Origin of the sequence: Spirillospora sp. NPDC047418, assembly GCF_040643275.1 — a bacterium.
Lineage (GTDB): Bacteria > Actinomycetota > Actinomycetes > Streptosporangiales > Streptosporangiaceae > Spirillospora.
Map to the genome: position 1 here is coordinate 41,662 of NZ_JBEYTW010000049.1, position 21,017 is coordinate 62,678.

A 21,017-nucleotide genomic window follows, 5' to 3' on the forward strand; every position below is an offset into this window, starting at 1 on the left:
GCGTTCACCCGCTGGTTACACTGCGCCCATGACCGCGACCGCCCCCGAGACCGGCGCGTCCTGTCTCGGACCCCAGCCCCCGGGCAGGCGCGAGCGCAAGAAGCAGCGCACCCGCGAGGCGCTCATCGACGCCGCGTTCGTCCTCTTCGCCGAGAAGGGGTTCGACGCCACCACCGTCGAGGAGATCGCCGACGCCGTGGACGTCTCGTCCCGCACCTTCTTCCGCTACTTCGCCTCGAAGGAGGACGTCGCGCTCACCTTCCAGGAGGAGCAGGTCCAGGCCGTGGCGGCGGCGCTGGCCGCGCGTCCCGCCGACGAGCCGATCATGACCGCGCTGCGGCGCACCGCGGTGGAGATCGCCCGCGCCTGCGAGGCGGGCGAACTCGGCTTCGAGCCGGGGCGCTTCGAGTGCATGCTGACGCTGGTGAAGGACAGCCCCGCGCTGATGGCGGGCAGCCTGGAGCACGCGCAGCGCAAGCAGGCGCTGCTGACCGACATCGTCGCGCGGCGGATGGGCCTCGACCCGGCCGCCGACCTGCGCCCGCACGTCGTCACCGCCGCCGCGCACTGCGGCTTCCAGTCCGCCGCCGACGCCGTCGGCCGCATGGGCGGGACGTTCGCCACCCTCTCCGAGGCGGTCGACCAGGCGTTCGCCATCCTGGAGAACGGCCTCAACGACCCGGTGAACCCCGCCGAGTAGCCGTCCCCGCGACGGCCCGCCTCGACGGCCCGCCTCGACGACCCGGCGGTCCCGGCCGAGTAGCGATACCGCGCGCCGAGTGTGGCGGCCGGGGGCGGGGGTAGGTGCGCGGCATGGCGCTGAAGCATCCGCATGGCGGCGGGGGCGGCCGCCGCGACCTGGAGGTCAACCCGATCTTCAGCCGCGAACCGCTGACGATCCCGCGCTACGCGCTGCCCGCCGGCGAGCTCGACCCGGGCACCGCGTACCAGGTCGTCCACGACGAGCTGATGCTGGACGGGAACGCGCGGCTCAACCTCGCGACGTTCGTGTCGACGTGGGCGGAGCCGGAGGCGGCGCGGCTGATGGCCGAGTCCGCCGACAAGAACATGATCGACAAGGACGAGTACCCGCGCACCGCCGAGCTGGAGCTGCGCTGCGTGCACATGCTCGCCCGGCTGTGGCACGCCGCCGACCCGCGCCGCGCGGTGGGCTGCTCGACCACCGGGTCCAGCGAGGCGGCGATGCTCGGCGGCCTCGCCCTCAAGCGGCGCTGGCAGCGGCGGCGGCGCGCCGCGGGCGAGCCCGCGGACCGGCCGAACATCGTCATGGGCGTCAACGTGCAGATCTGCTGGGAGAAGTTCGCGAACTACTTCGAGGTCGAGCCCCGCTACGTGCCGATGGAGGGCGACCGCTACCACCTCGGCGCGCGCGAGGCCGTCGAGCTGTGCGACGAGAACACCATCGGGGTCGTCGCCGTCCTCGGGTCGACGTTCGACGGCAGCTACGAGCCCGTCGCGGAGATCGCCGCCGCGCTCGACGACCTGGAGCGGCGCACCGGCCTGGACGTGCCGGTCCACGTGGACGGCGCGTCCGGCGCGATGGTGGCGCCGTTCCTCGACCCCGACCTGGTCTGGGACTTCCGGCTGCCGCGCGTCGCGTCCATCAACACCTCCGGCCACAAGTACGGGCTGGTCATGCCGGGCGTGGGCTGGGCGCTGTGGCGGGACGAGGAGGCCCTGCCGGAGGACCTGGTCTTCCGGGTGAACTACCTCGGCGGCGACATGCCGACGTTCGCGCTGAACTTCTCCCGCCCCGGCGCGCAGGTCGTCGCCCAGTACTACAACTTCCTGCGGCTCGGCTTCGACGGGTACCGCCGCGTCCAGCGGACGTGCCGGGACGTCGCGACGCGGCTGGCGTCCGAGATCGGCCGGCTCGGCCCGTTCGAGCCGCTCACCGACGGCGGCGACATCCCGGTGTTCGCGTTCCGGGCGCGGGAGGACGTCCGCGGCTTCACCGTGTTCGACGTGTCGGCGGCGCTGCGCGAGGCGGGCTGGCTCGTGCCCGCCTACACCTTCCCGGAGAACCGCACCGACCTCGCCGTCCTGCGCGTGGTGGTGCGCAACGGGTTCGGGCACGACCTCGCCGACCTGTTCCTGGACGACCTCCGCCGCGCCCTGCCCCGGCTGGAGGCCCAGCGGGAGCCGCGGCGGGGCGCGGACGGGACGACCGGTTTCGCGCACGGCGCCGAACCCAAGAAGGCGCCGGCGGCGAAGACCTCCTGACGGTCAGCGGGGCGCGCGGGGCAGGCCGAGGCCGATCATCGCGATCAGCTCGCGCTGGATCTCGTTGACGCCGCCGCCGAACGTCAGCACGAGCGCGCCCTTGGCGAGCCGGTCGAGCGAGGCCGTGAAGTCCGCGGTCTCCGGGTCGCCGGGGTCGCCGTAGCGGGCGAGGACGTCGCCGACGATGCGGCCGACCTCCTGCATCCGCTCCGAGGAGTAGATCTTCGTGGCGGACGCGTCGGCGGCGCCGAGCCAGCCGAGGTCCTGGTTCGCGGCGACCTGCCAGTTGAGCATCTCGTTGACGCGCAGGTAGGCGTGCACCTGGGCGAGCGCGCGGCGGACGGCGGGCTCCTCGATGAGCGGGCGCCCGTCCCGCCCGGACGCGGCCCGCGCCCAGCGCTCGAACCGGATGCGGGTGTGCCCGATGTTGCCGGCCGGGCCGAGCGTGACCCGCTCGTGGTTGAGCTGGTTGACGATGAGGTCCCAGCCCTTGTTCTCCTCGCCGATGAGCATGTCCGCCGGGACGCGGATGTCCTGGAAGTACGTCGAGTTGGTGTGGTGCGCGCCGTCCATCGTGATGATCGGCGTCCAGGAGAAGCCCGGGTCGGCGCAGTCGACGATGAACATCGAGATGCCCTTGTGCTTCTTCGCGGACGGGTCGGTGCGGGCCGCGAGCCACACGTAGTCGGCGTAGTGCGCGCCGGACGTGAAGATCTTCTGGCCGTTGACGACGTAGTGGTCGCCGTCCTTCACCGCGGTGGTGCGCAGCGCGGCGAGGTCGGTGCCGGCGCCCGGCTCGCTGTAGCCGATCGCGAAGTGGCACTCCCCCGCGAGGATGCGCGGGATGAAGAACTCCTTGTGCGCGTCCGACCCGTACTGCAGGATCGTCGGCGCGACCGAGTTCAGCGTGATCAGCGGGTAGGTGACCTCGGCGCGGGCGATCTCGTTCGCGAAGATCGTCTGCTCGACGGGTCCGTAGCCGCGCCCGCCGTACTCCTTCGGCAGCGCGACGCCGAGCATCCCGTCGCGGCCGAGCCGCCGGCAGTGCTCCATGTAGGCGGTGCCGAACGGGTCGGCGGCGATCGCGGCGCGCTGCTCGGCGGTCAGGCAGTTCTCGAAGTACTCGCGCAGTTCGGCGCGGAGCTTCTTCTGCTCGTCGGTCAGGTCGATGAACATTCAGGCCTCCTGAGCGATGAGCGCGCCGAGCGCGTCGAGCCGGTCTTCCGCGCCGCCGAGCAGGTGGCCGCAGTGCTTGCCCCAGGCGAAGTAGCGGTGCAGCGGGTAGGTGACGTCCAGGCCGATGCCGCCGTGCAGGTGCTGGCAGGTGTACAGGGCCTTGATGACGGGGTCGCACGCGTTGTAGGCCGCGACGGTGAGGACCTCCTCGGCGTCGCCGGCGCCCTGCGCGAGCCGCCACACGCCCGCCCAGACGGCGACGTCCAGCGCGCGCTTGGCGATGTAGACGTCGCCGATCTGCATCGTGACGGCCTGGAACTGCGCGAGCGCCCGGTCGAACTGCTCGCGGGTCTTGGTGTACTCCTTCGTCAGCTCCAGCGCGCCCTCGATGACGCCGGACGAGATCGCGACCGCGCCGGCGACGGCCGAGCGGCGGAGGGTGTCCCAGGCGGCGCCGTCCGCCGTCCCGCCGAGCAGCGCGCCGGCGCCGACCCGCGTGCCGTCCAGCGCGACGCGGGACAGGGGCTCGCTCGTCGCCGACGGCTGCCCGGTGATCGTCACGGCGCCGGGCTCGACGAGGAAGACCCCGACGCCCTCGCCCTCGACCCGCGCGGGGACGAGGATCCGCGACGCCTCGCGCGCGTATGGGACGAACGTCTTCACCCCGTCGAGGACGTAGCCGTCGCCGTCCCTGCGGGCCGTCGCGGCGATCTCGCCGGCCGGGCCGACCTCGCGGTAGGCGCCGGTCAGGATCGTCGCGCCCTCGGTCAGCGGCGCGAGCAGGGCGCGCTGTTCCGGCGTGCCGTGCGCGCCGATCGGGACGGCCGCGAGCGCGAGCGAGGCGTACACCGGGACGGGCGCGGCATGCCGGCCGACCTCGCGCAGGATCACCGCCAGCTCGACCGGGCCGAGCCCGGCGCCGCCGGCGTCCTCGGGCAGCACGATGCCGAGCAGCCCCGCCTGCGCGAGCGCCTTCCACGCCACGTCGTCATAGGGCGCGCCGCTCTTCTCGAACGCCTCCAGCCGCTCCTGCGCGGCCTCGCGCCCGAGCACTCCGGCGGCGAGGCCCTTGATCTCTTGCTGGGTCTCGTCGAGGTTGAAGTCCACTCATCCGCTCCCTTCCAGGAGGTGCAGCCGGCCGCACCGCTCGAACTCGGCCCGTAGGCGGGCGGCGTCCTCGGCGGTCATCCGGCGGTAGGCGAGGTCGCGTCCGGGCCGCCACCACACCGGGTCTTCGGTGCGCCAGCCGTCCTTGGCCAGCCGGCGCTTGAGGATCTTGTTGGATGCGGTCGCGGGCAGGTCCCGCGCCACCCGCACGTACCGGGGCGGCCACTTGGGGCTCAGGTCGGCGCGCCCGCGCAGGTAGCCGGCGAACGCGTCGGGGTCGAAGCCGTCGGCGGCGATGGCCAGCATCACCTGGTCGCCGGACGCCGCGTCCGGGACCCCGTACACCGCGAGCTGTCGGACGCCGGGCAGCTCCGCCAGCACGCGCTCCACCTGGACGGCGCCGAAGTTCTCGCCGTCCACGCGGAGCCGGTCGGCGCTGCGCCCGGCGAAGAAGACGTAGCCGTCGCCGTCGGCATAGGCGAGGTCGCCGCTCCAGAACTTGCCGTCGCGGAGCCGGTCGGGGGCGTCCTCCTTGTAGTAGCCGTCGAACAGGCCGAGGTCGCCCAGCTTGACCAGCTCGCCGATGGCCTCGTCGCCGTTCACCACCCGTCCCGCGCCGTCGAACACGGCGGGCGGGCAGGGCTCGCCGGTCGCCGGGTCGAGGACCGCGACGTCGCCGGGCAGTTTCCCGAGCGCCCCGGACGGCCCGAACGGGTCGGGCGCCAGCGAGATCGCGGTCTCGGTCGAGCCGTAGCCGTCGATGACGAAACAGCCGAAACGCTCTCCGAACGTCTTCTGCTCCAGCGGCGCGGCCTCGTTCCCGAACGCGAACCGCAGCGGGTTCTCGGCGTCGTCCTCGGCGGCCGGTGTGGCCAGCACGTAGGACAGCGCCTTGCCGACGTAGTGCAGGTAGGTGCAGCCGTGGGCGCGCACGTCCGGCAGGACGCCGGAAGCCGAGAACCGCGCCCGCAGCACCAGCTCGGCGCCCGCCGCGAGCGCGGGCGCGTAGGCCGCCATGACCGCGCCGGAGTGGAACAGCGGCATGGGGCAGTAGACGACCGACTCGGCCGACAGCATGCGCTCGGCGAGCATCTCCCCCGGCACGACCATCTTGCGGTGGGTGACGCGGACCGCGCGGGGCCGTCCGGACGTCCCGGACGTGAAGATCAGCATGAGCAGCGTGGCCGGGCCGATCGCCGAGGTGTCCGGCAGCGGGGCCCCCGCGAACGGGGCCAGCTCGGCGGGCAGGGCGTCCACATCGTGGACGGGCACCCCGAGGGCGGCGGCCTGCCCGGCGTAGCGCGACTGCGCGACGACGAGGTCGCAGTCGGCGCGCTCGGCGTCGCCCGCCAGTTCGGCCGCGCTCCGGGTCGGGTTCAGGGCGACGACCACCGAGCCCGACAGGGCCGCGCCGCCGAGCAGGAAGACCAGCTCCGGCAGGTTGTCGAGGAGCACGCCCACGTGGACGGGCCGCTCCGCGCCCTTCCGGCCCGCCATCCAGGCGGCGCGGACGGCGCATTCGGCGACGACCTCGCGCCATGTCCAGGCGCGGCCATCGCCGGCGGACCGCAGCCCCGGCCGGCCGTCCCCGGCCCGCGCCTCCAGCAGCGCCGCGACGCTCACCATGCCCACCTCCCGGACCCCGCCCACGGCGAAAAAGTAGAACAGATTCTAGTCTGTGTCCAGAGGCCTGATCGTCCTGATTCACCAGCCCCTTACCCTGCTGGGGCACGGCCGATCGGGCGAACCGGGGACCGCCCGCGCACGGCCGCAGTCGGCCGTTCAGATAACACGTTCTCACAAGGCTGTACGCTGGAGGGCGACGCGTCGGGCGACCGAGCCCGCACAGAAGGGATGACGACCGTGACCGCAGAGCCGACAGTGACCGGGGACGGGACCCGGGGTCAGCCGGCGGGACAGGCGGCCGGCCCCGCGAGCGGGCAGGGCGTGCGCTCCCGCAGCCAGCACCAGCGGCGCAAGCGTATCGTGCAGGCCGCCGCGGCGCTCGCCTCGCGCGGCGGCATCGAGGCGATGCAGATGCGCACCGTCTCCGAGCGGGCCGGGGTCGCGCTCGGCACGCTGTACCGCTACTTCCCGTCCAAGATGGACCTGGTCGTCGCCGTCGTCAGCGAGGAGATCGACCTCCTCGAAGGCAGCATCGAGCGCCGCCCGCCCCGCGGCGGCGCCGCCCCCGAGCGCGCGGTCGAGGTGCTGATGCGCGCCACTCGCGGGCTCATGCGCGAGCCCGAGCTGGCCGAGGCGCTGATCCGCTCCCTGCTGCTGTCGGACGTCAAGACCGACTTCGGCGAGCGCATGAGCGAGCTGCTGCTGCGCACCGCGTCCGGCCCGCCGGAGGACATCCCCGCCGACGACCCGCGCCGCCTCGCGTCCCGCGCGCTGTCCGGCATCTGGACCATGGAGATGATCGAGATGCTGCGCGGCAACGCCACCGCCGAGGAGATCCAGTCCCGGCTGGAGATCACCGCCGCCCGCCTGCTCATCGATCCCTGACCGTCGCCGACCCGTTCCCCTGTGTCGCGGCCCGCTTCCCCACTAGCCTTGGGTCCCGACAGGAGCCGGGAAGAAGAAGGTGTGCCAGTGACCGAGCAGGAACCGATCCTCAGCGACGGGGTCATCATCGAGTTCGTCGATGGCAAGGACGTCCCCGTCCAGCACAAGGACTTCGGTGAGCGGGCCGTCGTCATGCGCGACGCCAAGAACCCCGAGGGCCCGATCCTCTACTTCACCGAGGCCGAGTGGGACGCCTTCATCGCCGGCGTCAAGGACGGCGAGTTCGACGACCTCCTGGAAGAGGACCCCACCGAGGCCCCCTGACGCCGAACACGAGAACGCCCCCAGCCCCCAGCCCCCGGCCGGGGGCGTTCTCGTGTCGGCCGTCCTCGACGTCGGTGGCCCTTTCGGTCACGGACGGGACGGTTGCGCCACCAGGCGGCTCGGCCGGTAGCGGAGGAAGGCCGAGGCGTCCAGGGAGAGGGTCGCGGCGGCCCTGTTCAGCGACTCGGCGCTCGTGCCGGGCCAGTGGCCGGTCGTGACGCGCTTCTCCAGGGCCTGGAGGGACGCCACGTATTCGGACGCCGTGAAGTTGCAGTGGCCGACGCGGTGGACGTAGGCCTGGCGCAGGAGGCGGGTGCGGCCCGCGGCGCGGACGGCCCTGGCGTACTCGTTCTCGTGCTCGACCGGGACGAGCTGGTCGGAGACCGTGTGGATGGTCAGCGTCGGGACGGTCAGGCGCCCGGTGGGTTCGGACGTCCGGGTCATCCAGGCGAGGGGCCCGGGTTCGACCTGCTTCGCGGCCGTCGCGGTGAGTTCGGACAGGTCGGCCTTCAGGCTCAGGCCCGCCTTCTTGTAGAGGGCGCCGACCTGGCGGAGGTTGGCGGACTCGCGGAGCAGGCGCGAGTAGTCCAGGCCCTGGTTCCATGCGCTGTCGCCGCCGGCGGCCTGGTCGATGGAGTAGCGGCCGCCGAAGACGAAGCCGAGGACACCGGAGGCCAGCCACCGGTACTGCTGCACCTCCTGGGCGGCGTAGTCGTGGCGGGGCGGTTCGGTGTCGCCGTCGAACCATGACGACTGGTTCAGGAAGGCGGAGGCGAGAGCGATGCGGGCCCGGCCCGCCGGGGTGGCCTGCGCGCCCTGCACGGCCTGGGTGAGCTGGGCGCCGGCGACGGCGCCTTCGGCGGGGGACGTGTAGTCGGCGAGCTTGATGTCCTCGTCCGGGGCGAGGAGCGTCGCGATGGCGTGGCCCGCGTTCAGCTGGTAGTTGTTCAGGTCGACGCCGCCGCCGACGATGCCGCAGGTGGTGAGGACGCCGTCCACGGCCCGGGTCTCGGCGAGCTTGGCGCTGACCAGGCCGCCCATGGACTGGCCGAGCGCGAGGGTGCGGCGGGGGCTGCCGATGATCTTTGCGACGGCCGCACCGGTGCCGATCTGGTCGCGGACGGCGCTGCCGAGCGCCCAGAGCGAGCCGTCCGGGTCGTAGGACGAGCCGGCGAGGGCGTAGCCGCGGTCGAGGAGGGCCTTCCCGGCGGCGTCGCTCGGGCGGTTCGCGGGGCTGAGCGATCCGAACCCGTGGCTGAACAGGATGAGTGTGCCGTTCCAGCGGGCGGGGACGTCCGCGATCCAGGTCGCGCCGTCGGGAAGGGTCCCGGTGTAGTGCGCGGGGTCTGCGGAGGCGTGGGCGGTGGCGGGTGCGAGGGCCACGGGCGCCGCCAGGACGACGGCGAGGAGACCTGCCTGGAGTCGTGTCATGAGGGTTCCTCCTGGGCCGGATTTTCACAATCCCCCAGTCGCGGGCGTCAGATTTTTGTCGAATATTGCGGGACGCCGGCGCGACTCGGGTGGGCGGAGTGCTCAGAATGTAGGCAGATTTCTAGCGGCGGTCAATACTCTGCCGAATGTTGCGTCAGCGCGGCTTCGCCTGCCGGGTCAGCGCGGCCCGGCGGGCGGCGAGTTCCCGGGTGCCGTCCGGGGTCAGGTCGCCCAGGAGGCGGAGGCGGGCTATGCCGCCGTCCGGGTGGATGTCCAGTCGGACGTGGGTCACCTCGGGCGTGGTGAGGCGGAACCGGTGCCGGGTGTCGGGCAGGAGGGCGGTGCGGGGCAGGAGCGGGCGCCAGTCGTCGGGGGCGGCGATGCGGGCGTCGAGGCCCTGCAGCGCGGCGGCGGCGGGCGCGTTGAACTTCAGGTTCGCGGTGTCGATCTCGGCGAGCCTGATCACGCCGGGGGCCGCGAGGCGGACCACCGCCCAGTCGTGGCCGCCGTCGCGGCGGCGGGCCGTCTCCCATCCTTCGGCCTGGTTGCGGGCCAGGCCGGGGAACAGCATGTTGTCGGGCGAGGAGTAGAACATGTCCGAGCACTCGACGACGCGGGCGCCGTTCTCCAGGGCGGCGAGGTCGACGGTCAGCCCGGACAGGAGGCGCGGGTCGGGGACCACCTCGCCGTGGACGCGGAGCCGGGCGATGCCGCCGTCCGGGAACATGTTCAGCCGGACGTGGGTGAACAGGCGTTCCACCGGGACCGGGAAGGCATGCGCCGTATCGCCCTTCAGCGGGCTTTCCGGGACGATCTCCACCCAGTCGGCGCCGGAGAGGTCGGCCGGGTAGCCGTCCACGGCGCAGCCCTCGACGGACGCGCGCGGCGGGTAGTTGCCCTTGAACCAGGCGGTGTCGATCACGACGCCGCGGACGACGCCGGGAAGGCCGAGCCTGATCAGCGCCCAGTCGTGGCCGCCGCCGCGGCGCCGGGCCGTCTCCCAGCCGTCGTACAGCTGGCCCTTCGGCCCGAAGGTCTCCGGCGCGAACGCCGGCGCCCACGGGTTGACCAGGTTCTCCTTCTCCGCGAAGGACTCGTCGCTCGCGGCGATGACCGCGCCGCCGAGCGTGCGGACGGCCAGGTCCGGCAGTGACGTGAACTCAGTCATCTCGCCTCCCGCGCGAGGAGCCGTCCGGCGGACCGGTCCCCGACGGGGACGCCGCGCAGCCAGGTGGTCTGGACGGCGCCCGTCAGCGTCCGGCCTTCGTAGGGGGTGACCGGGTGCCGGTGGTGGAGGGCCGCCGGGTCGACGGTGAGCGGGGTGTCGGGGGCGAAGGCGACCAGGTCGGCGTCGTTGCCGACGGCGATGCCGCCCTTGCCGGGGACGGCGGCCAGGGCAGCGGGCGCCTCGGACATCCAGCGGACGACGTCGTGCAGGCGGTACCCGCGTTCGCGCGCGGCCGTCCACACGATGGGCAGGCCCAACTGGAGGGACGCGATGCCGCCCCACGCGGTCGCGAAGTCGCCGCGCTTCAACTCCGGCGTGCAGGGCGAGTGGTCGGTGACGACACAGGAGACCACACCGGAGGCGAGCCCCTGCCAGAGCCGCTCGCGGTTGGCGGCATCGCGGATGGGCGGGCAGCACTTGAACGCGGTCACCGGTGAGCGCAGCGGAGCAAGCGGCTCCGGTGACCGCCCCTCGGGGGTCTGGGGGTCGCCCCCCAGATGAGCAGCATCTGCTTGGTCGAGGGTTAGGTAGTGAGGGCAGGTTTCGGCGGTGACGGGGAGGCCGTCCGCTTGGGCCTTTGCGAGGACGTCCAAGCAGTCCGCGGCGGACAGGTGCAGGATGTGGGCGCGCACGCCGGTGTCCGCCGCCAACCGGACGACCTGCTCCACGGCGCGGCGTTCGGCGGACGGGGGCCGCGACGCGAGGAACTCCGGATAGCCGCCGCCGGAGGGCGTGCTCAGCGCGGCCGGGTCCTCGGCGTGGACGATGACCAGCCCGCCGAAGGAGGCGATCTCCTGGAACGCCTCCCTCATCTCATCGTGGGAGAGCGGCGGGAACTCCGGGACGCCGGAGTCGGAGGTGAAGCACTTGAACCCGAAGACGCCCAGGTCGTGCAGCGGGCGCAGGGCGGCCCGGTTGCCGGGGACGGCCCCGCCCCAGAAGCCGACGTCCACGGCGCACGCGGCCTCGGCGGCCTCCCGCTTGGCGGCCAGCGCGGCCGGGTCGACGGTCGGCGGCAGGGAGTTGAGCGGCATGTCGATGAGCGTGGTGACGCCGCCCGCCGCCGCCGCGCGCGTGGCGGTGGCGAAGCCCTCCCATTCGGTGCGGCCGGGCTCGTTGATGTGGACGTGCGTGTCGACGAGGCCGGGGAGCAGCGCCACGTCGCCGAGGTCGACCGAGGCGGCGGCGGGCTTGCCGTCCGCGTGGTCGGAGATCGCGGTGATGCGGCCGTCCCGGATGGAGACCGCGGCGGGGCGCTCGCCGTCGGGGAGCACGGTCCGGCGCGATCTGATCAGGAGGTCGTCCACCCGAACTCCTCCGCCGACGGGCCTCGAGGGACGTATTCGAGGGAGATCCGGCCGCCGTAGCCGATGTCGTCGAGGACGGCGAAGACGCGGTCGAAGTCGATGGCGCCCGTGCCGGGGCGCCCGCGGCCGGGCGCGTCCGCGATCTGGACGTGGCCGATGTCGGCGGCGTGTTCCCGCGCGGCCTTCTCCAGGTCGTCGCCGTTCGTCGCCAGGTGGAACGTGTCGAACAGGAACCGGACGTTCTCGGCGCCCTCCGCCCGGACGCGTTCCAAAACTGCGGCGACGTCGGCCGCGGTCTCCAGCGGGTAGGCGCCGTTGAGGCCGCGCGCCAGCGGCTCGACCAGCAGCGTGCCGCCCAGGTCCGCGACCCGTGCGGCGGCGTGGACGAGGTTCGAGGTCGCGACCCGGTCCTGCTCGGCGGGGTCGGCGCCGTCCAGCCGCTGCCCGTAGAGCGCGTTGAACGACCGGGTGCCCAGGCGCTCGGCGATCCGGTGCAGCGCGTCGAGGCTGCCGCGGAACTCCTCGATCCGGGACGGGTCGGACAGCACGCCCCGGTCCCCCGCCGCCATGTCCCCCGCGTACAGGTTGAGCGCGATGAGCCGCACGCCGGCGTCCTCGATTGCCCGGCAGAACGCGTCCACGCCGGCGCCGGACGGCTCCAGCTCACCGTCCCACGGCCACCAGGACTCCACCTCCCCGAACCCCGCCGCCCGCGCCGCCGCCGGACGCTCCAGCGGCGGGAACTCGGTGAACAGGATCGAGCAGTTGACCGCGAACCGCCTGGTCATGGGGCTTCCTGGACGATGTGCTCGGGGCGGACGGGCACGCGCGCGAGGGCGCGGCCGGTCGCGTCCCGGATGGCGGCGACGATGGCGGGCGTGGACGACAGGGTCGGCGGTTCGCCCGCGCCGCGCAGGCCGTACGGCGCCTCCGGGTCGGGATTCTCCAGGATGTCCAGCTGCATGGGCGGCATGTCCAGGATGGTAGGGATCAGGTAGTCGGTGAACGACGGGTTCCGGACGAGCCCGTCCGCCACGACGATCTCCTCCATCACGGCGAGGCCGAGTCCCTGCGCGGAGCCGCCGTGGATCTGGCCCTCCAGGGACAGCCGGTTGATGATCCGGCCGACGTCCTGGACGGCGGCCAGCTCGACGACCTTGACGAGGCCGAGGTCCACGTCCACGTCGACGACGGCCCGGTGGACGCACAGCGCGAGCTGGGTGTGGCTGCGGCCCTGCCCGGTGACCGGGTCCATGCGGGCGGTGGGCCGGTGGTGGTACTCGCGGGTCTCCTCGATCACGGCGGAGCCGAGGACGTCCTCGATGGTGCCGAGCACGCCGTCCGCCCGCGAGACGATCTTGCCGCCGGCGACGTTCAGGTCGCCGCGCCCGAGGCGGCGTCCGGCGAGCGCCAGCAGTTCGGCGCGCACCGCCTCGCAGGCGGCCTTGACCGCGCCGCCCGTCATGTACGTCTGGCGCGACGCGCTGGACGAGCCCGCGTCGCCGACCCCGTTGTCCGCCGGGGCGATCACGACCCGCTGGACGCCCAGCTCCGTCCGCGCGACCTGCGCCTGGACGGTGACGAGCCCCTGCCCGACCTCGGCCGCCGCCGTGTGGACGAGCGCGGTCGCCTCGCCGCCGATGACCTCCAGCCGGACCCGGGCCGTGGACAGGTCGTCGAAGCCCTCGGAGAAGCAGATGTTCTTGATGCCGACGCCGTACCCGACACCGCGCACGACGCCCTCGCCGTGCGTCGTCTGCGACACGCCGCCCGGCAGGTTCCGGAGGTCGGTCGTGTCGGCGCCGGCGGGCATCGGCATCGCCTCCAGCCGCGTCAGCATCGCGGCGAGCGGCGCCGGCGACTCGATGACCTGGCCCGTCGCGAGCCTCGATCCCTGCGAGACGGCGTTGCGGCGGCGGATCTCGACCGGACCGAGCCCGCAGGCGTCGCCCAGCCTGTCCATCATCGACTCGTAGGCGAAGCACGCCTGGACGGCGCCGAACCCGCGCATCGCCCCGCACGGCGGGTTGTTCGTGTAGACGCCGTACCCGTCGATCCTGATGTTGGGGATCTCGTACGGCCCGACGCCGAGCGAGGCCGCGTTGCCGACGACGTTCATGGTGGACGACGTGTACGCGCCGCCGTCCAGGACGATCTCGACGTCGGCGTACAGGAGGCGGCCGTCCGATGTGGCGCCGTACTCGTACCGCATCTGGGCGGGATGCCGGTGGACGTGCCCGAAGAACGATTCGTACCGGTTGTAGGACATCTTCACCGGCCGGCCGGTGTGCAGGGCGAGCATGCCCGCGTGGATCTGCATCGACAGGTCCTCGCGCCCGCCGAACGCGCCGCCGACGCCCGCGAGCGTCATGTGCACCTGGTCCTCGGTGAGGCCCAGGCAGGGCGCGATCTGCTTGAGGTCGTTGTGGATCCACTGGGTCGAGACGTACAGGTCGACGCCGCCGTCCTCGGACGGGATCGCCAGCCCCGACTCGGGCCCGAGGAACGCCTGGTCCTGGATGCCGACCTCGTACTCCCCCGAGACGACCACGTCGGCGCCGGCCCTGGCGGCGTCCACGTCCCCGACCCGGACGGGCTGGTACCGGGTGATGCCGCCCCGGTCCTGGACCTTCAGCCGCTCCGGATCGGCGATCACGGCGCGCGGGTCGGTGATCGGTTCGAGGACCTCGTAGCCGACGGCGATCCGCTCCATCGCGCGGCGCGCCGTCTCCGGATGGTCGGCGGCGACCAGCGCGACCGGCTCGCCCTGGTGCCGGACCTGGTCGATCGCGAGGACGGGCTGGTCCTCGGTGTGGTCGATGCCGAACATCGGGCGGCCCGGCACGTCCTCGTGGGTGAGGACGGCGCGGACGCCGGGCAGCGCCAGCGCCGGCCCGATGTCGATCGACCCGATCAACGCCCGGGGGTGCGGGCTGCGCAGCGTCGCGCCCCACAGCATGCCGTCCATCCACAGGTCGGACGCGTACGCGAACTCGCCCGCGACCTTGAGCGTCCCGTCCGGGCGCAGCGGGCTCTCCCCGACTCCGCCCATTCCGGGCGCGGCGACGTGGCCGGGGCTCTTCACCGGGGAGGCCCGGTCCAGCGGGGACGCCATCAGAGCACCTCCTCCGCGAGCCGCATGAGGCGGCGGTGGGCGGCGGCTCCGCGCCGCGCGGCCTCGTCCTGCGGGACGGTCACGAGGGCGTCGCCGTCCACGACGGTCCGCCCGCCGACGAGGAGCCGCTCCAGCGGCGGCACCGGGCCGAACGCGAACGCGACGACCGGGTCGTCGATCGCCGCCCGGAAGCCGTCCATCCGCCACAGCGCGATGTCGGCGAGCTTGCCGGGTCGCAGGGAGCCGATCTCGTCCTCGCGGCCGAGGCAGCGGGCGCCGCCGAGCGTCGCCATCTCCAGCGCCTGCCGGGCGGTCAGGGACGTCGGGCCGTAGCGGGCGCGCTGCATGTAGAGGGCCTGCCGCAGCTCCCCGGCGAGCGGGACGAGTTCCGCGGACGCCGCCCCGTCCACGCCGAGGCCGACCGCCGCGCCCGCCGCCAGCAGGTGCGACACGCGTGCGATCCCGGCGCCGAGGCGGGCGTTGGAACTCGGGCAGTGCGCGGTGCCGGTGCGGGTCTCGGCCAGCCGCTTGACGTCGGTGTCGTGGAGGTGGACGCAGTGCGCGAGCCACACGTCCGGGCCGAGCCAGCCGATCGAGTCCATGTACTCGGCGGGCGTCATGCCGAACTGCTCCCGGGTGTGCTCCTCCTCGTCCGTCGTCTCCGCGAGGTGGGTGTGCAGCCGGACGCCCTTGTCGCGCGCCAGCCGCGCCGACTCGACCAGCAGGTCGCGGGTGACGGAGAACGGCGAGCAGGGCGCGACGGCGACGCGCAGCATCGAGCCGGGCGACGGGTCGTGGTACCGGTCGATCGCCTCCGCGGTCGCGGCGAGGATCGTGTCGAGGTCCTCGACGACCTCGTCCGGCGGGAGGCCGCCCTGCGACTCGCCGCGGTCCATCGAGCCGCGGCACGGGTGGAAGCGGACGCCGACCTCGCGCGCCGCCTCGATCTCCGCCGCGAATAGGTCGCCGCGCCCGCTCGGGAACAGGTAGTGGTGGTCGGTGGACGTCGTGCAGCCCGACTTGGCGAGCCATCCGAGGCCGGCGGTCGCCGCGCCCGCGACGACCTCGGCGTCCATCTTCGACCAGGGCTTGTAGAGGGTGCTCAGCCATTCGAAGAGCGTCCCGTCGGTGACCATGCCCTGGCTGGCCCACTGGTAGAGGTGGTGGTGGGTGTTGACCAGGCCGGGCGTGGCCAGGCAGCCGCGCGCGTCGACCCGTTCGGGGTCGTCGGGCGCGTCGGGGTCGTCGGGAGCGGGGGCGGGGCCGGGGCCGACGGCGGTGATGCGGTCGCCGTCGATGACGATGTGGCCGTCCGGGTACTCGTCCCCGGAGACGGTGACGACGTGCGCGTTCTCGATGATCATTCGGCGGCCCTCCGGCGGGCGGCGAGGCGCACCGCGTCCAGGATCTTCTCGTAGCCGGTGCAGCGGCACAGGTTCCCGGCGAGCGCCTCGCGGATCTCGGCGTCCGTCGGCGCCGGGTTCCGCGCGATCAGGTCGTGCGACTGGACGATCAGGCCGGGCGTGCAGAACCCGCACTGGACGGCGCCCGCCTCCACGAACGCCTCCTGGACGGGATCCAGCCGCTCCTCGCCGGACGTGCCGGGAGGGCCTTCGGCGAGACCCTCGACGGTGATGACGTCCCGGCCCTCGGCCTGGCCCGCCGCGACCAGGCACGCGCACACCGGAACGCCGTCCAGGTAGACGGTGCACGAACCGCATTCGCCCTGCTCGCAGGCGTTCTTCGAGCCGGGGAGGCCCATCCGCTCGCGCAGCATGTAGAGGAGGCTCTCGCCTTCCCACACGTCGTCCACGGCTTCGGCGGAGCCGTTCACGGTCACGGTCACGCGCATCAGGACGCCCTCCTTCCGGACGTTCCCGCCCTGTAGTCGTCCCATGCCCAGGTCAGCGTGCGGCGCGCCATCACGGAGAGCGCGTGCCTGCGGTAGTCGCCCGTTCCGCGGACGTCGTCGATCGGGGACGCGGCCTCCCTGACGAGTTCCGCGAAACGCTGCCGGGCCGTTTCGGGGAGCGGGCCGCGGCCGTCCCAGTCGAGTTCGTGCGAGATGAACGTCTCGGCCGCGGTCGCGCGGCGCGGGGTCGGCGCGGCGGAGCCCAGGCCCGTGCCGACGCGGCGCTCCTCCGGGTGGAGGGCGAGCGCGAACGAGCACACGGCGATCACCATCGCGTTCCTGGTACCGATCTTGGAGAAGTACTGGGGGCCGGACGCGGGGACCGTCCAGAACGCGCGGATCAGCTCGTCCGGCGCGAGCGCGTTCCTCTTGACGCCGGTGAAGAAGCCGGCGGCCGGGATCATCCGCACGCCGCGCGCCGCCGACTCGACCTCGACGACCGCGTCCCCGGCCAGCAGCGGCGGATGGGCGTCCCCGGCGGGCGACGCCGCGCCGAGGTTGCCGCCGACCGTGCCCCGGTTGCGGATCTGCGGCGAGCCGACCGTCCGGGACGCCTGCGCGAGACCCGGCAGGTGCTCGCCCAGTTCGGTGATGAGGCGCGCGTAGGGGACGCCGGCGCCGACGCGGAGGCGTCCGTCCGCCATGTCCCATTCGGCGAGCGCGCCGATCCCGGTGAGGTCGAGCAGCGCCTCGGGCCGGTCCCGGTCGAAGTTCATCTCGACCATGACGTCGGTGCCGCCCTGGACGGGCCGCGCGCCCGGCCGCGCCGCCTTGGCGTCGAGCGCGTCCTGCCAGGTCAGGGGTCGCAGGAAGTCCATGTCTGCAGAGTCCTCAGTTCCAGGCGGACGGTGCGTCGGGCGCGTCGTCGGTGAGGACGGTGCCCTCGATGAGCCCGTACGGGCGGTCCGCCGCGAAGTAGACCTCGTTGTCGTTCTCCAGGCCGAACGGCTCCAGATCGACCAGGAAGTGGTGCTTGTTGGGCATCGACAGCCTGACCTCGCAGATCTCGCCGCGTTCGGCCAGGACCCGGCGCCCCATCTGGAAGAGCGTCTGCTGGAGCGACAGGCTGTGCGTCTCGGCGAACGCCGCGAGGAGGGCGTCGCGGGCGTCGCGGTACGAGTCGTCCCATGCTGCTTCGGTGGTTCTGTGCCGCCACTGCGCGGTCACGGCCGTCGCGAGGACGCGGTCGTCGGTCGGTTCGAGCGTCGTGTACTCGTCCTGCGCGAACCCGTGGAACTCGCTGCCGGTCGAGTTCAGGACGACCAGGTCGGTCAGGCCGGACACGACCGTTTCCGACTCCGACTCCGACTCCGCGCTGCCGTGGATCAGCGCCGTCCTGACCTCGCCGCCGTCCCGGACGAACGAGTGCCCGCCCGCGATCCGGCTCCAGCCGTACTCGTGGATCTCGACACGGGCGTGAGTCACCGCGGGCTGGGACATGACGAAGTGGCGGGCGAGCAGCAGCCCGAAGTCCTCGATCGCGCCGATGCCGTGCTTCTTGGCGAACGCGAACACGGTGTTCTTCTGGCTGTCGGTCGGCAGGACGGCCGCGTTGTCGCCGGTCAGATGCACGTCGTGCATCGCACCGGACAGGGACACGCTGACGCTGACGTCCTTGAGCCGATGGGTGCCGCCGTCGCGGGTCACGCGGACCACGCGGGTCTCCGCCTTCCCGTAGCGGTTGGGTCCGAGCACGATGGCCATCGCCGCTAGCTCCCCCGGTAGGTCGAATACGCGAACGGACTGATCAGCAGCGGGACGTGGTGGTGGCGATCGGGGTCGTCGATCGTGAAGGTCACGGCGACCTCGGGGTAGAAGTCCGACAGGCCGGCGGTCTCGAACGTCAGCCGGTGCACGCCCGTGCCGGGTTGTGCGCCCCATTCCTTGATCCGGCCGTCGGCGTCGGTCCGGGCCTCGGCCAGCGTCGTCCAGCCGCCGTCGTCCTCGCGCCGGTCGAGCCGGACGGCCACGCCCGCGGCCGGCAGCCCCCTCGCCGCGTCCAGCACGTGCGTCGACAGGCTCATCCGCCGTTCTCCCTCGCCAGTTTCGCCAGTCGCAGATCGACGATCGCGGCCAGCTCCCTCCGGACGACGTCTCGTTCGGTCTCCACGTCATTCCCCAGCCGTTCCCGAAGATCCGCGAGCATCTCCAGGGCCGACCGTCCGGACGCGCAGATCAAGAACACATGCCCGAAACGCTCCTCATAAGCCCGGTTGCCTTCGACGAGCGCATCCCGCAGTTCCTTCGCGGCATCGTCCATGCCGGACTGCTCGCCGCGTGACCAGCCCGCGTCCCTGCCCCCTCCTCGGGCCCGCTCCCCGATGCGCGGGTGCGCGGTGAGCGCCTCCTCGACGTCGGGCCACGCCAAGTCGTCCAGCACGCGTTGTGAAGCGGCGCGTAGCGCGTCGAGATCGTCGTGCTGCCCGGAGACGGCCGCGACCCATCGCCTGGACGCGCAGCACGCCGCCAGGTCCGCCTCACTCAGGTCCACATCTGCCAGTACACACAGCCGCCCCGGGACCGGTCGAGGGACAGGACGTCCGAACTGTGGTCCCGGTCACCCGCGTCCTTTTGTAGCTTTCTACATATGAGGTTGCGTTCGCTGCTCGCCATGCCCGAGCTCCGGCTGGAGGTCGTCACCGGGGCGGACGAACTGGACCGCGCGATCAGGTGGGTCGTCACCACCGACCTCCTGGACCCGGGCCGCTACCTGCGCGGCGGGGAACTCGTGCTGACCGGGCTCGTCTGGCGGACCCGCCCCGCCGACTCCGAGACGTTCGTGCGCGCCCTCGCCTCGGCGGGCGTGTCGGGCCTCGCCGCCTGGGACCTCACGCTCGGCACCGTCCCGGACGACCTCGTCGACGCCTGCCGCCGGCATCGCCTGCCCCTGTTCAAGGTCCCCGAGGACGTGGCGTTCGCGACCGTCACCGAGGAGGTCGTCCGGAACCTGTCCGGTGCCCGCGCCGCCGACCTCGCCGCCGTCCTGGACCGGCATCGCCGCCTGGTCGAAGGCACCGGGCTCGGCGCCGTTCTCGACCTGGTCGGCCACTGCCACGTCCTCACCCCGACCGGCCGCGTCACCGCCGGGCCGCCCCCGCTCGACCCGGCCGGTCTGGCCCGCGCCTTCCTCACCGCGCCCAGCCTGCCGCGCCACGTCCCGGGCCTCGGCGCGTCCCTGTTTCCGGTCAGCGCGGACACCCCGCGCATCGCCGACTGGTTCATCGCCTTCGAGGGCGACTTCACCGACTGGCCCGCCGAACGCCGCGCCCTCACCACGGAACTCGCCGCGATCGTCGCCCTTGAACGCACCCGCCTGGACGCCCCGCGCACCGCCGACCTCCGCACCGGCTCCCCGGACGAGTTCGGCCTGCCCGCCGGAGTCCCCCTCGTCGCCGTCGCCGCGTCCGGGCGGGGTGCGCTGCGGCCGGACGATGTGCGCGCCGTCCTCGCCGAGATCCTCCCGTCCCCGGTGACCTGCCTGCTGGAGGACGAGGTGCTCGCAGTCGTGCCGTCGTCCGTTGAGGGTGACGTCGCCGCCGCGATCGAGGGTGCGCTGGACTTTCTGGCGCCCGGCCTGACGGGGGGCGGCGGGCTCGCGGTCGGGGTCAGCGACGCGGTCGGGGGCAGCGACGCGGTCGGGGTGAGCGATACCGTCTCGGGCGCCGACCTGCGTGGGGCCATCGAAGAGGCTCGTTACGGCCGCCGCCTCGCCGTGACCCGGCCTTCGCCGATGTGCGTCGTCCGGCACGACGAACTGGCCACCCACGTCCTCTTGCTGGCGAGCGTCCCGGAGGACGTCCGCCGGATCTTCCAGGCACGGCTTCTGGAGCCGCTTGACGAGTACGACAAGACCCACGGCGCCGACCTCGTCCGGACCTTGGAAACGTTCCTGCAGAACTCCGGCTCCTGGACGCGCTGCGCCAAGCAACTCCACCTGCACGTCAACTCCGTCCGGTATCGGATCCAGCGCATTGAGGAGTTGACCGGGCGCGACCTTTCCCGTCTGGAAGACTGCGTCGACTTCTTCCTGGCTCTGCGCCTAACGTGACGGTTCCTGTCTGTCTCGTTCCTTAATGCCGCGCGCATGGCCGGGCTCTTCTTTTTATCGGTTTTTGTGTGGTTTCCGTGGGTGGGCGGTTGAGGTGGCCTTCCGAAGGTGGCTGCGCCCGTTTCTGTGTGTTGCCGGTTGCTGTCACGTTGGTTGCGGTGGTCGGTTTGGGTGGGGTGTTCATCTGCTGGTTGGTGCGGGGTTGCTGTCGGTGCCGCGCTCCGCGCGGAAAGACCGTCAGCTAGGGCGCCTGTGCCGCGGGCGCGCACGTTTCCCATAACGCGGCGCGCGGTCAGAAGAAATGTGGTGACAGAAATGTGGCGTGTCTGGATTGTCCAGCATTGTTGGTGTGGGTGTCGCGTATGATTGGTGCAGGAATTGTGGGTTGGGAGGTGAGCCTTCGTGGCAGCGCCCGTCGGGGTTGTTGAAATTGTCAGTGGTCGGCGTGAATGGGGAGATCGGGAGTGGTTTCCGCCCGGCCCGCAATTGGCGATCTGTCTGTCTGGTGGGAAGAACCGTCTGGTCGATCTGGGCGATGATGAGCTTCTGCAGGTCGCGGCCGCTGCGCGGCGTCAGACCTCTTGGGCTCAGGCGCGGGAGCTGGCTGCGATCGC

The 21,017-nt window shown here is 72.7% G+C and carries 20 protein-coding genes; 6 read left to right on the forward strand and 14 right to left on the reverse strand.

What is annotated here, in order from left to right:
- Positions 1–28 precede the first annotated feature (28 nt).
- Positions 29–700, forward strand: coding sequence for a TetR family transcriptional regulator (locus tag ABZ806_RS27045; protein ID WP_500220199.1), 672 nt, complete (start codon positions 29–31; stop codon positions 698–700).
- 113 nt (positions 701–813) lie between these two features.
- On the forward strand, positions 814–2,244 hold the full coding sequence (gad, locus tag ABZ806_RS27050) for a glutamate decarboxylase (RefSeq protein ID WP_500220200.1): 1,431 nt from the start codon (positions 814–816) through the stop codon (positions 2,242–2,244).
- Between the two features lie 3 nt (positions 2,245–2,247).
- On the opposite strand, the gene ABZ806_RS27055 is transcribed toward gad, so the two are convergent.
- Genes ABZ806_RS27055 through ABZ806_RS27065 form a run of 3 tightly spaced genes read right to left on the reverse strand, consistent with a single transcriptional unit; the run spans position 2,248 to position 6,177 of the window.
- Positions 2,248–3,420 carry an acyl-CoA dehydrogenase family protein gene (locus ABZ806_RS27055; RefSeq protein ID WP_500220201.1) on the reverse strand — a complete coding sequence of 391 codons (1,173 nt, stop codon included), beginning with the start codon at positions 3,418–3,420 and terminating at the stop codon, positions 2,248–2,250.
- The gene (locus tag ABZ806_RS27060) at positions 3,421–4,527 is read right to left on the reverse strand and encodes an acyl-CoA dehydrogenase family protein (RefSeq protein ID WP_500220202.1); all 1,107 of its coding nucleotides are present in this window, start codon (positions 4,525–4,527) and stop codon (positions 3,421–3,423) included. It lies immediately after the preceding gene.
- Positions 4,528–6,177 carry an AMP-binding protein gene (locus ABZ806_RS27065; protein WP_500220203.1) on the reverse strand — a complete coding sequence of 550 codons (1,650 nt, stop codon included), beginning with the start codon at positions 6,175–6,177 and terminating at the stop codon, positions 4,528–4,530.
- A gap of 213 nt (positions 6,178–6,390) precedes the next feature.
- Here ABZ806_RS27065 and ABZ806_RS27070 point away from each other — a divergent pair, with 213 nt between their 5' ends.
- Entirely contained in the window at positions 6,391–7,038 is a 648-nt protein-coding gene (locus ABZ806_RS27070; protein ID WP_500220204.1) for a TetR family transcriptional regulator, read from the forward strand.
- 87 nt (positions 7,039–7,125) lie between these two features.
- Positions 7,126–7,362 carry a DUF397 domain-containing protein gene (locus ABZ806_RS27075; protein ID WP_371938953.1) on the forward strand — a complete coding sequence of 79 codons (237 nt, stop codon included), beginning with the start codon at positions 7,126–7,128 and terminating at the stop codon, positions 7,360–7,362.
- Positions 7,363–7,449: 87 nt separating this feature from the next.
- On the opposite strand, the gene ABZ806_RS27080 is transcribed toward ABZ806_RS27075, so the two are convergent.
- From ABZ806_RS27080 to uraD, 11 genes are all read right to left on the reverse strand, one after another.
- Positions 7,450–8,793 carry an alpha/beta fold hydrolase gene (locus ABZ806_RS27080; protein WP_500220205.1) on the reverse strand — a complete coding sequence of 448 codons (1,344 nt, stop codon included), beginning with the start codon at positions 8,791–8,793 and terminating at the stop codon, positions 7,450–7,452.
- Positions 8,794–8,947: 154 nt separating this feature from the next.
- Entirely contained in the window at positions 8,948–9,961 is a 1,014-nt protein-coding gene (gene alc / locus ABZ806_RS27085) for an allantoicase (RefSeq protein ID WP_500220206.1), read from the reverse strand.
- Positions 9,958–11,328, reverse strand: a complete 1,371-nt coding sequence (locus ABZ806_RS27090) for an amidohydrolase family protein (protein ID WP_500220207.1) — start codon at positions 11,326–11,328, stop codon at positions 9,958–9,960. The genes alc and ABZ806_RS27090 overlap by 4 nt, the downstream gene beginning before the upstream one ends.
- Positions 11,313–12,116 carry a hydroxypyruvate isomerase family protein gene (locus tag ABZ806_RS27095; RefSeq protein ID WP_500220208.1) on the reverse strand — a complete coding sequence of 268 codons (804 nt, stop codon included), beginning with the start codon at positions 12,114–12,116 and terminating at the stop codon, positions 11,313–11,315. Before ABZ806_RS27095 ends, ABZ806_RS27090 begins: the two co-directional genes overlap by 16 nt.
- Positions 12,113–14,380, reverse strand: coding sequence for a xanthine dehydrogenase subunit D (gene pucD, locus ABZ806_RS27100; protein ID WP_500220219.1), 2,268 nt, complete (start codon positions 14,378–14,380; stop codon positions 12,113–12,115). Before pucD ends, ABZ806_RS27095 begins: the two co-directional genes overlap by 4 nt.
- Positions 14,381–14,442: 62 nt before the next feature.
- The gene (locus ABZ806_RS27105) at positions 14,443–15,807 is read right to left on the reverse strand and encodes an 8-oxoguanine deaminase (RefSeq protein WP_500220209.1); all 1,365 of its coding nucleotides are present in this window, start codon (positions 15,805–15,807) and stop codon (positions 14,443–14,445) included.
- The gene (locus tag ABZ806_RS27110; RefSeq protein ID WP_500220210.1) at positions 15,804–16,295 is read right to left on the reverse strand and encodes a (2Fe-2S)-binding protein; all 492 of its coding nucleotides are present in this window, start codon (positions 16,293–16,295) and stop codon (positions 15,804–15,806) included. The genes ABZ806_RS27105 and ABZ806_RS27110 overlap by 4 nt, the downstream gene beginning before the upstream one ends.
- The gene (locus ABZ806_RS27115) at positions 16,295–17,173 is read right to left on the reverse strand and encodes an FAD binding domain-containing protein (RefSeq protein WP_500220211.1); all 879 of its coding nucleotides are present in this window, start codon (positions 17,171–17,173) and stop codon (positions 16,295–16,297) included. The genes ABZ806_RS27110 and ABZ806_RS27115 overlap by 1 nt, the downstream gene beginning before the upstream one ends.
- A 13-nt stretch (positions 17,174–17,186) precedes the next feature.
- Positions 17,187–18,059: a factor-independent urate hydroxylase gene (gene pucL, locus ABZ806_RS27120; RefSeq protein WP_500220212.1), complete on the reverse strand. Its 873-nt coding sequence runs from the start codon at positions 18,057–18,059 to the stop codon at positions 17,187–17,189.
- A 5-nt stretch (positions 18,060–18,064) separates the two neighbouring features.
- Positions 18,065–18,379, reverse strand: a complete 315-nt coding sequence (gene uraH / locus ABZ806_RS27125; RefSeq protein WP_500220213.1) for a hydroxyisourate hydrolase — start codon at positions 18,377–18,379, stop codon at positions 18,065–18,067.
- A complete protein-coding gene (gene uraD, locus ABZ806_RS27130) occupies positions 18,376–18,846 on the reverse strand; it encodes a 2-oxo-4-hydroxy-4-carboxy-5-ureidoimidazoline decarboxylase (protein WP_500220214.1) in 471 nt (156 codons plus the stop codon). The genes uraH and uraD overlap by 4 nt, the downstream gene beginning before the upstream one ends.
- A 96-nt stretch (positions 18,847–18,942) precedes the next feature.
- Here uraD and ABZ806_RS27135 point away from each other — a divergent pair, with 96 nt between their 5' ends.
- On the forward strand, positions 18,943–20,403 hold the full coding sequence (locus tag ABZ806_RS27135) for a PucR family transcriptional regulator (RefSeq protein ID WP_500220215.1): 1,461 nt from the start codon (positions 18,943–18,945) through the stop codon (positions 20,401–20,403).
- 402 nt (positions 20,404–20,805) lie between these two features.
- The coding region (locus tag ABZ806_RS27140) for a hypothetical protein (protein ID WP_500220216.1) at positions 20,806–21,017 on the forward strand (212 nt) is incomplete at its 3' end.

Bases quoted from the DNA above. Each gene is read 5' to 3' on its own strand.
- ABZ806_RS27095 (WP_500220208.1), bottom strand. From the start codon at position 12,116: ATGACCAGGCGGTTCGCGGTCAACTGCTCGATCCTGTTCACCGAGTTC.
- ABZ806_RS27135 (WP_500220215.1), top strand. From the start codon at position 18,943: ATGAGGTTGCGTTCGCTGCTCGCCATGCCCGAGCTCCGGCTGGAGGTC.
- alc (WP_500220206.1), bottom strand. From the start codon at position 9,961: ATGACTGAGTTCACGTCACTGCCGGACCTGGCCGTCCGCACGCTCGGC.
- ABZ806_RS27045 (WP_500220199.1), top strand. From the start codon at position 29: ATGACCGCGACCGCCCCCGAGACCGGCGCGTCCTGTCTCGGACCCCAG.
- ABZ806_RS27105 (WP_500220209.1), bottom strand. From the start codon at position 15,807: ATGATCATCGAGAACGCGCACGTCGTCACCGTCTCCGGGGACGAGTAC.
- ABZ806_RS27080 (WP_500220205.1), bottom strand. From the start codon at position 8,793: ATGACACGACTCCAGGCAGGTCTCCTCGCCGTCGTCCTGGCGGCGCCC.
- uraH (WP_500220213.1), bottom strand. From the start codon at position 18,379: ATGAGCCTGTCGACGCACGTGCTGGACGCGGCGAGGGGGCTGCCGGCC.
- pucD (WP_500220219.1), bottom strand. From the start codon at position 14,380: ATGGGCGGAGTCGGGGAGAGCCCGCTGCGCCCGGACGGGACGCTCAAG.
- ABZ806_RS27055 (WP_500220201.1), bottom strand. From the start codon at position 3,420: ATGTTCATCGACCTGACCGACGAGCAGAAGAAGCTCCGCGCCGAACTG.
- ABZ806_RS27115 (WP_500220211.1), bottom strand. From the start codon at position 17,173: ATGGACTTCCTGCGACCCCTGACCTGGCAGGACGCGCTCGACGCCAAG.
- gad (WP_500220200.1), top strand. From the start codon at position 814: ATGGCGCTGAAGCATCCGCATGGCGGCGGGGGCGGCCGCCGCGACCTG.
- pucL (WP_500220212.1), bottom strand. From the start codon at position 18,059: ATGGCCATCGTGCTCGGACCCAACCGCTACGGGAAGGCGGAGACCCGC.
- ABZ806_RS27110 (WP_500220210.1), bottom strand. From the start codon at position 16,295: ATGCGCGTGACCGTGACCGTGAACGGCTCCGCCGAAGCCGTGGACGAC.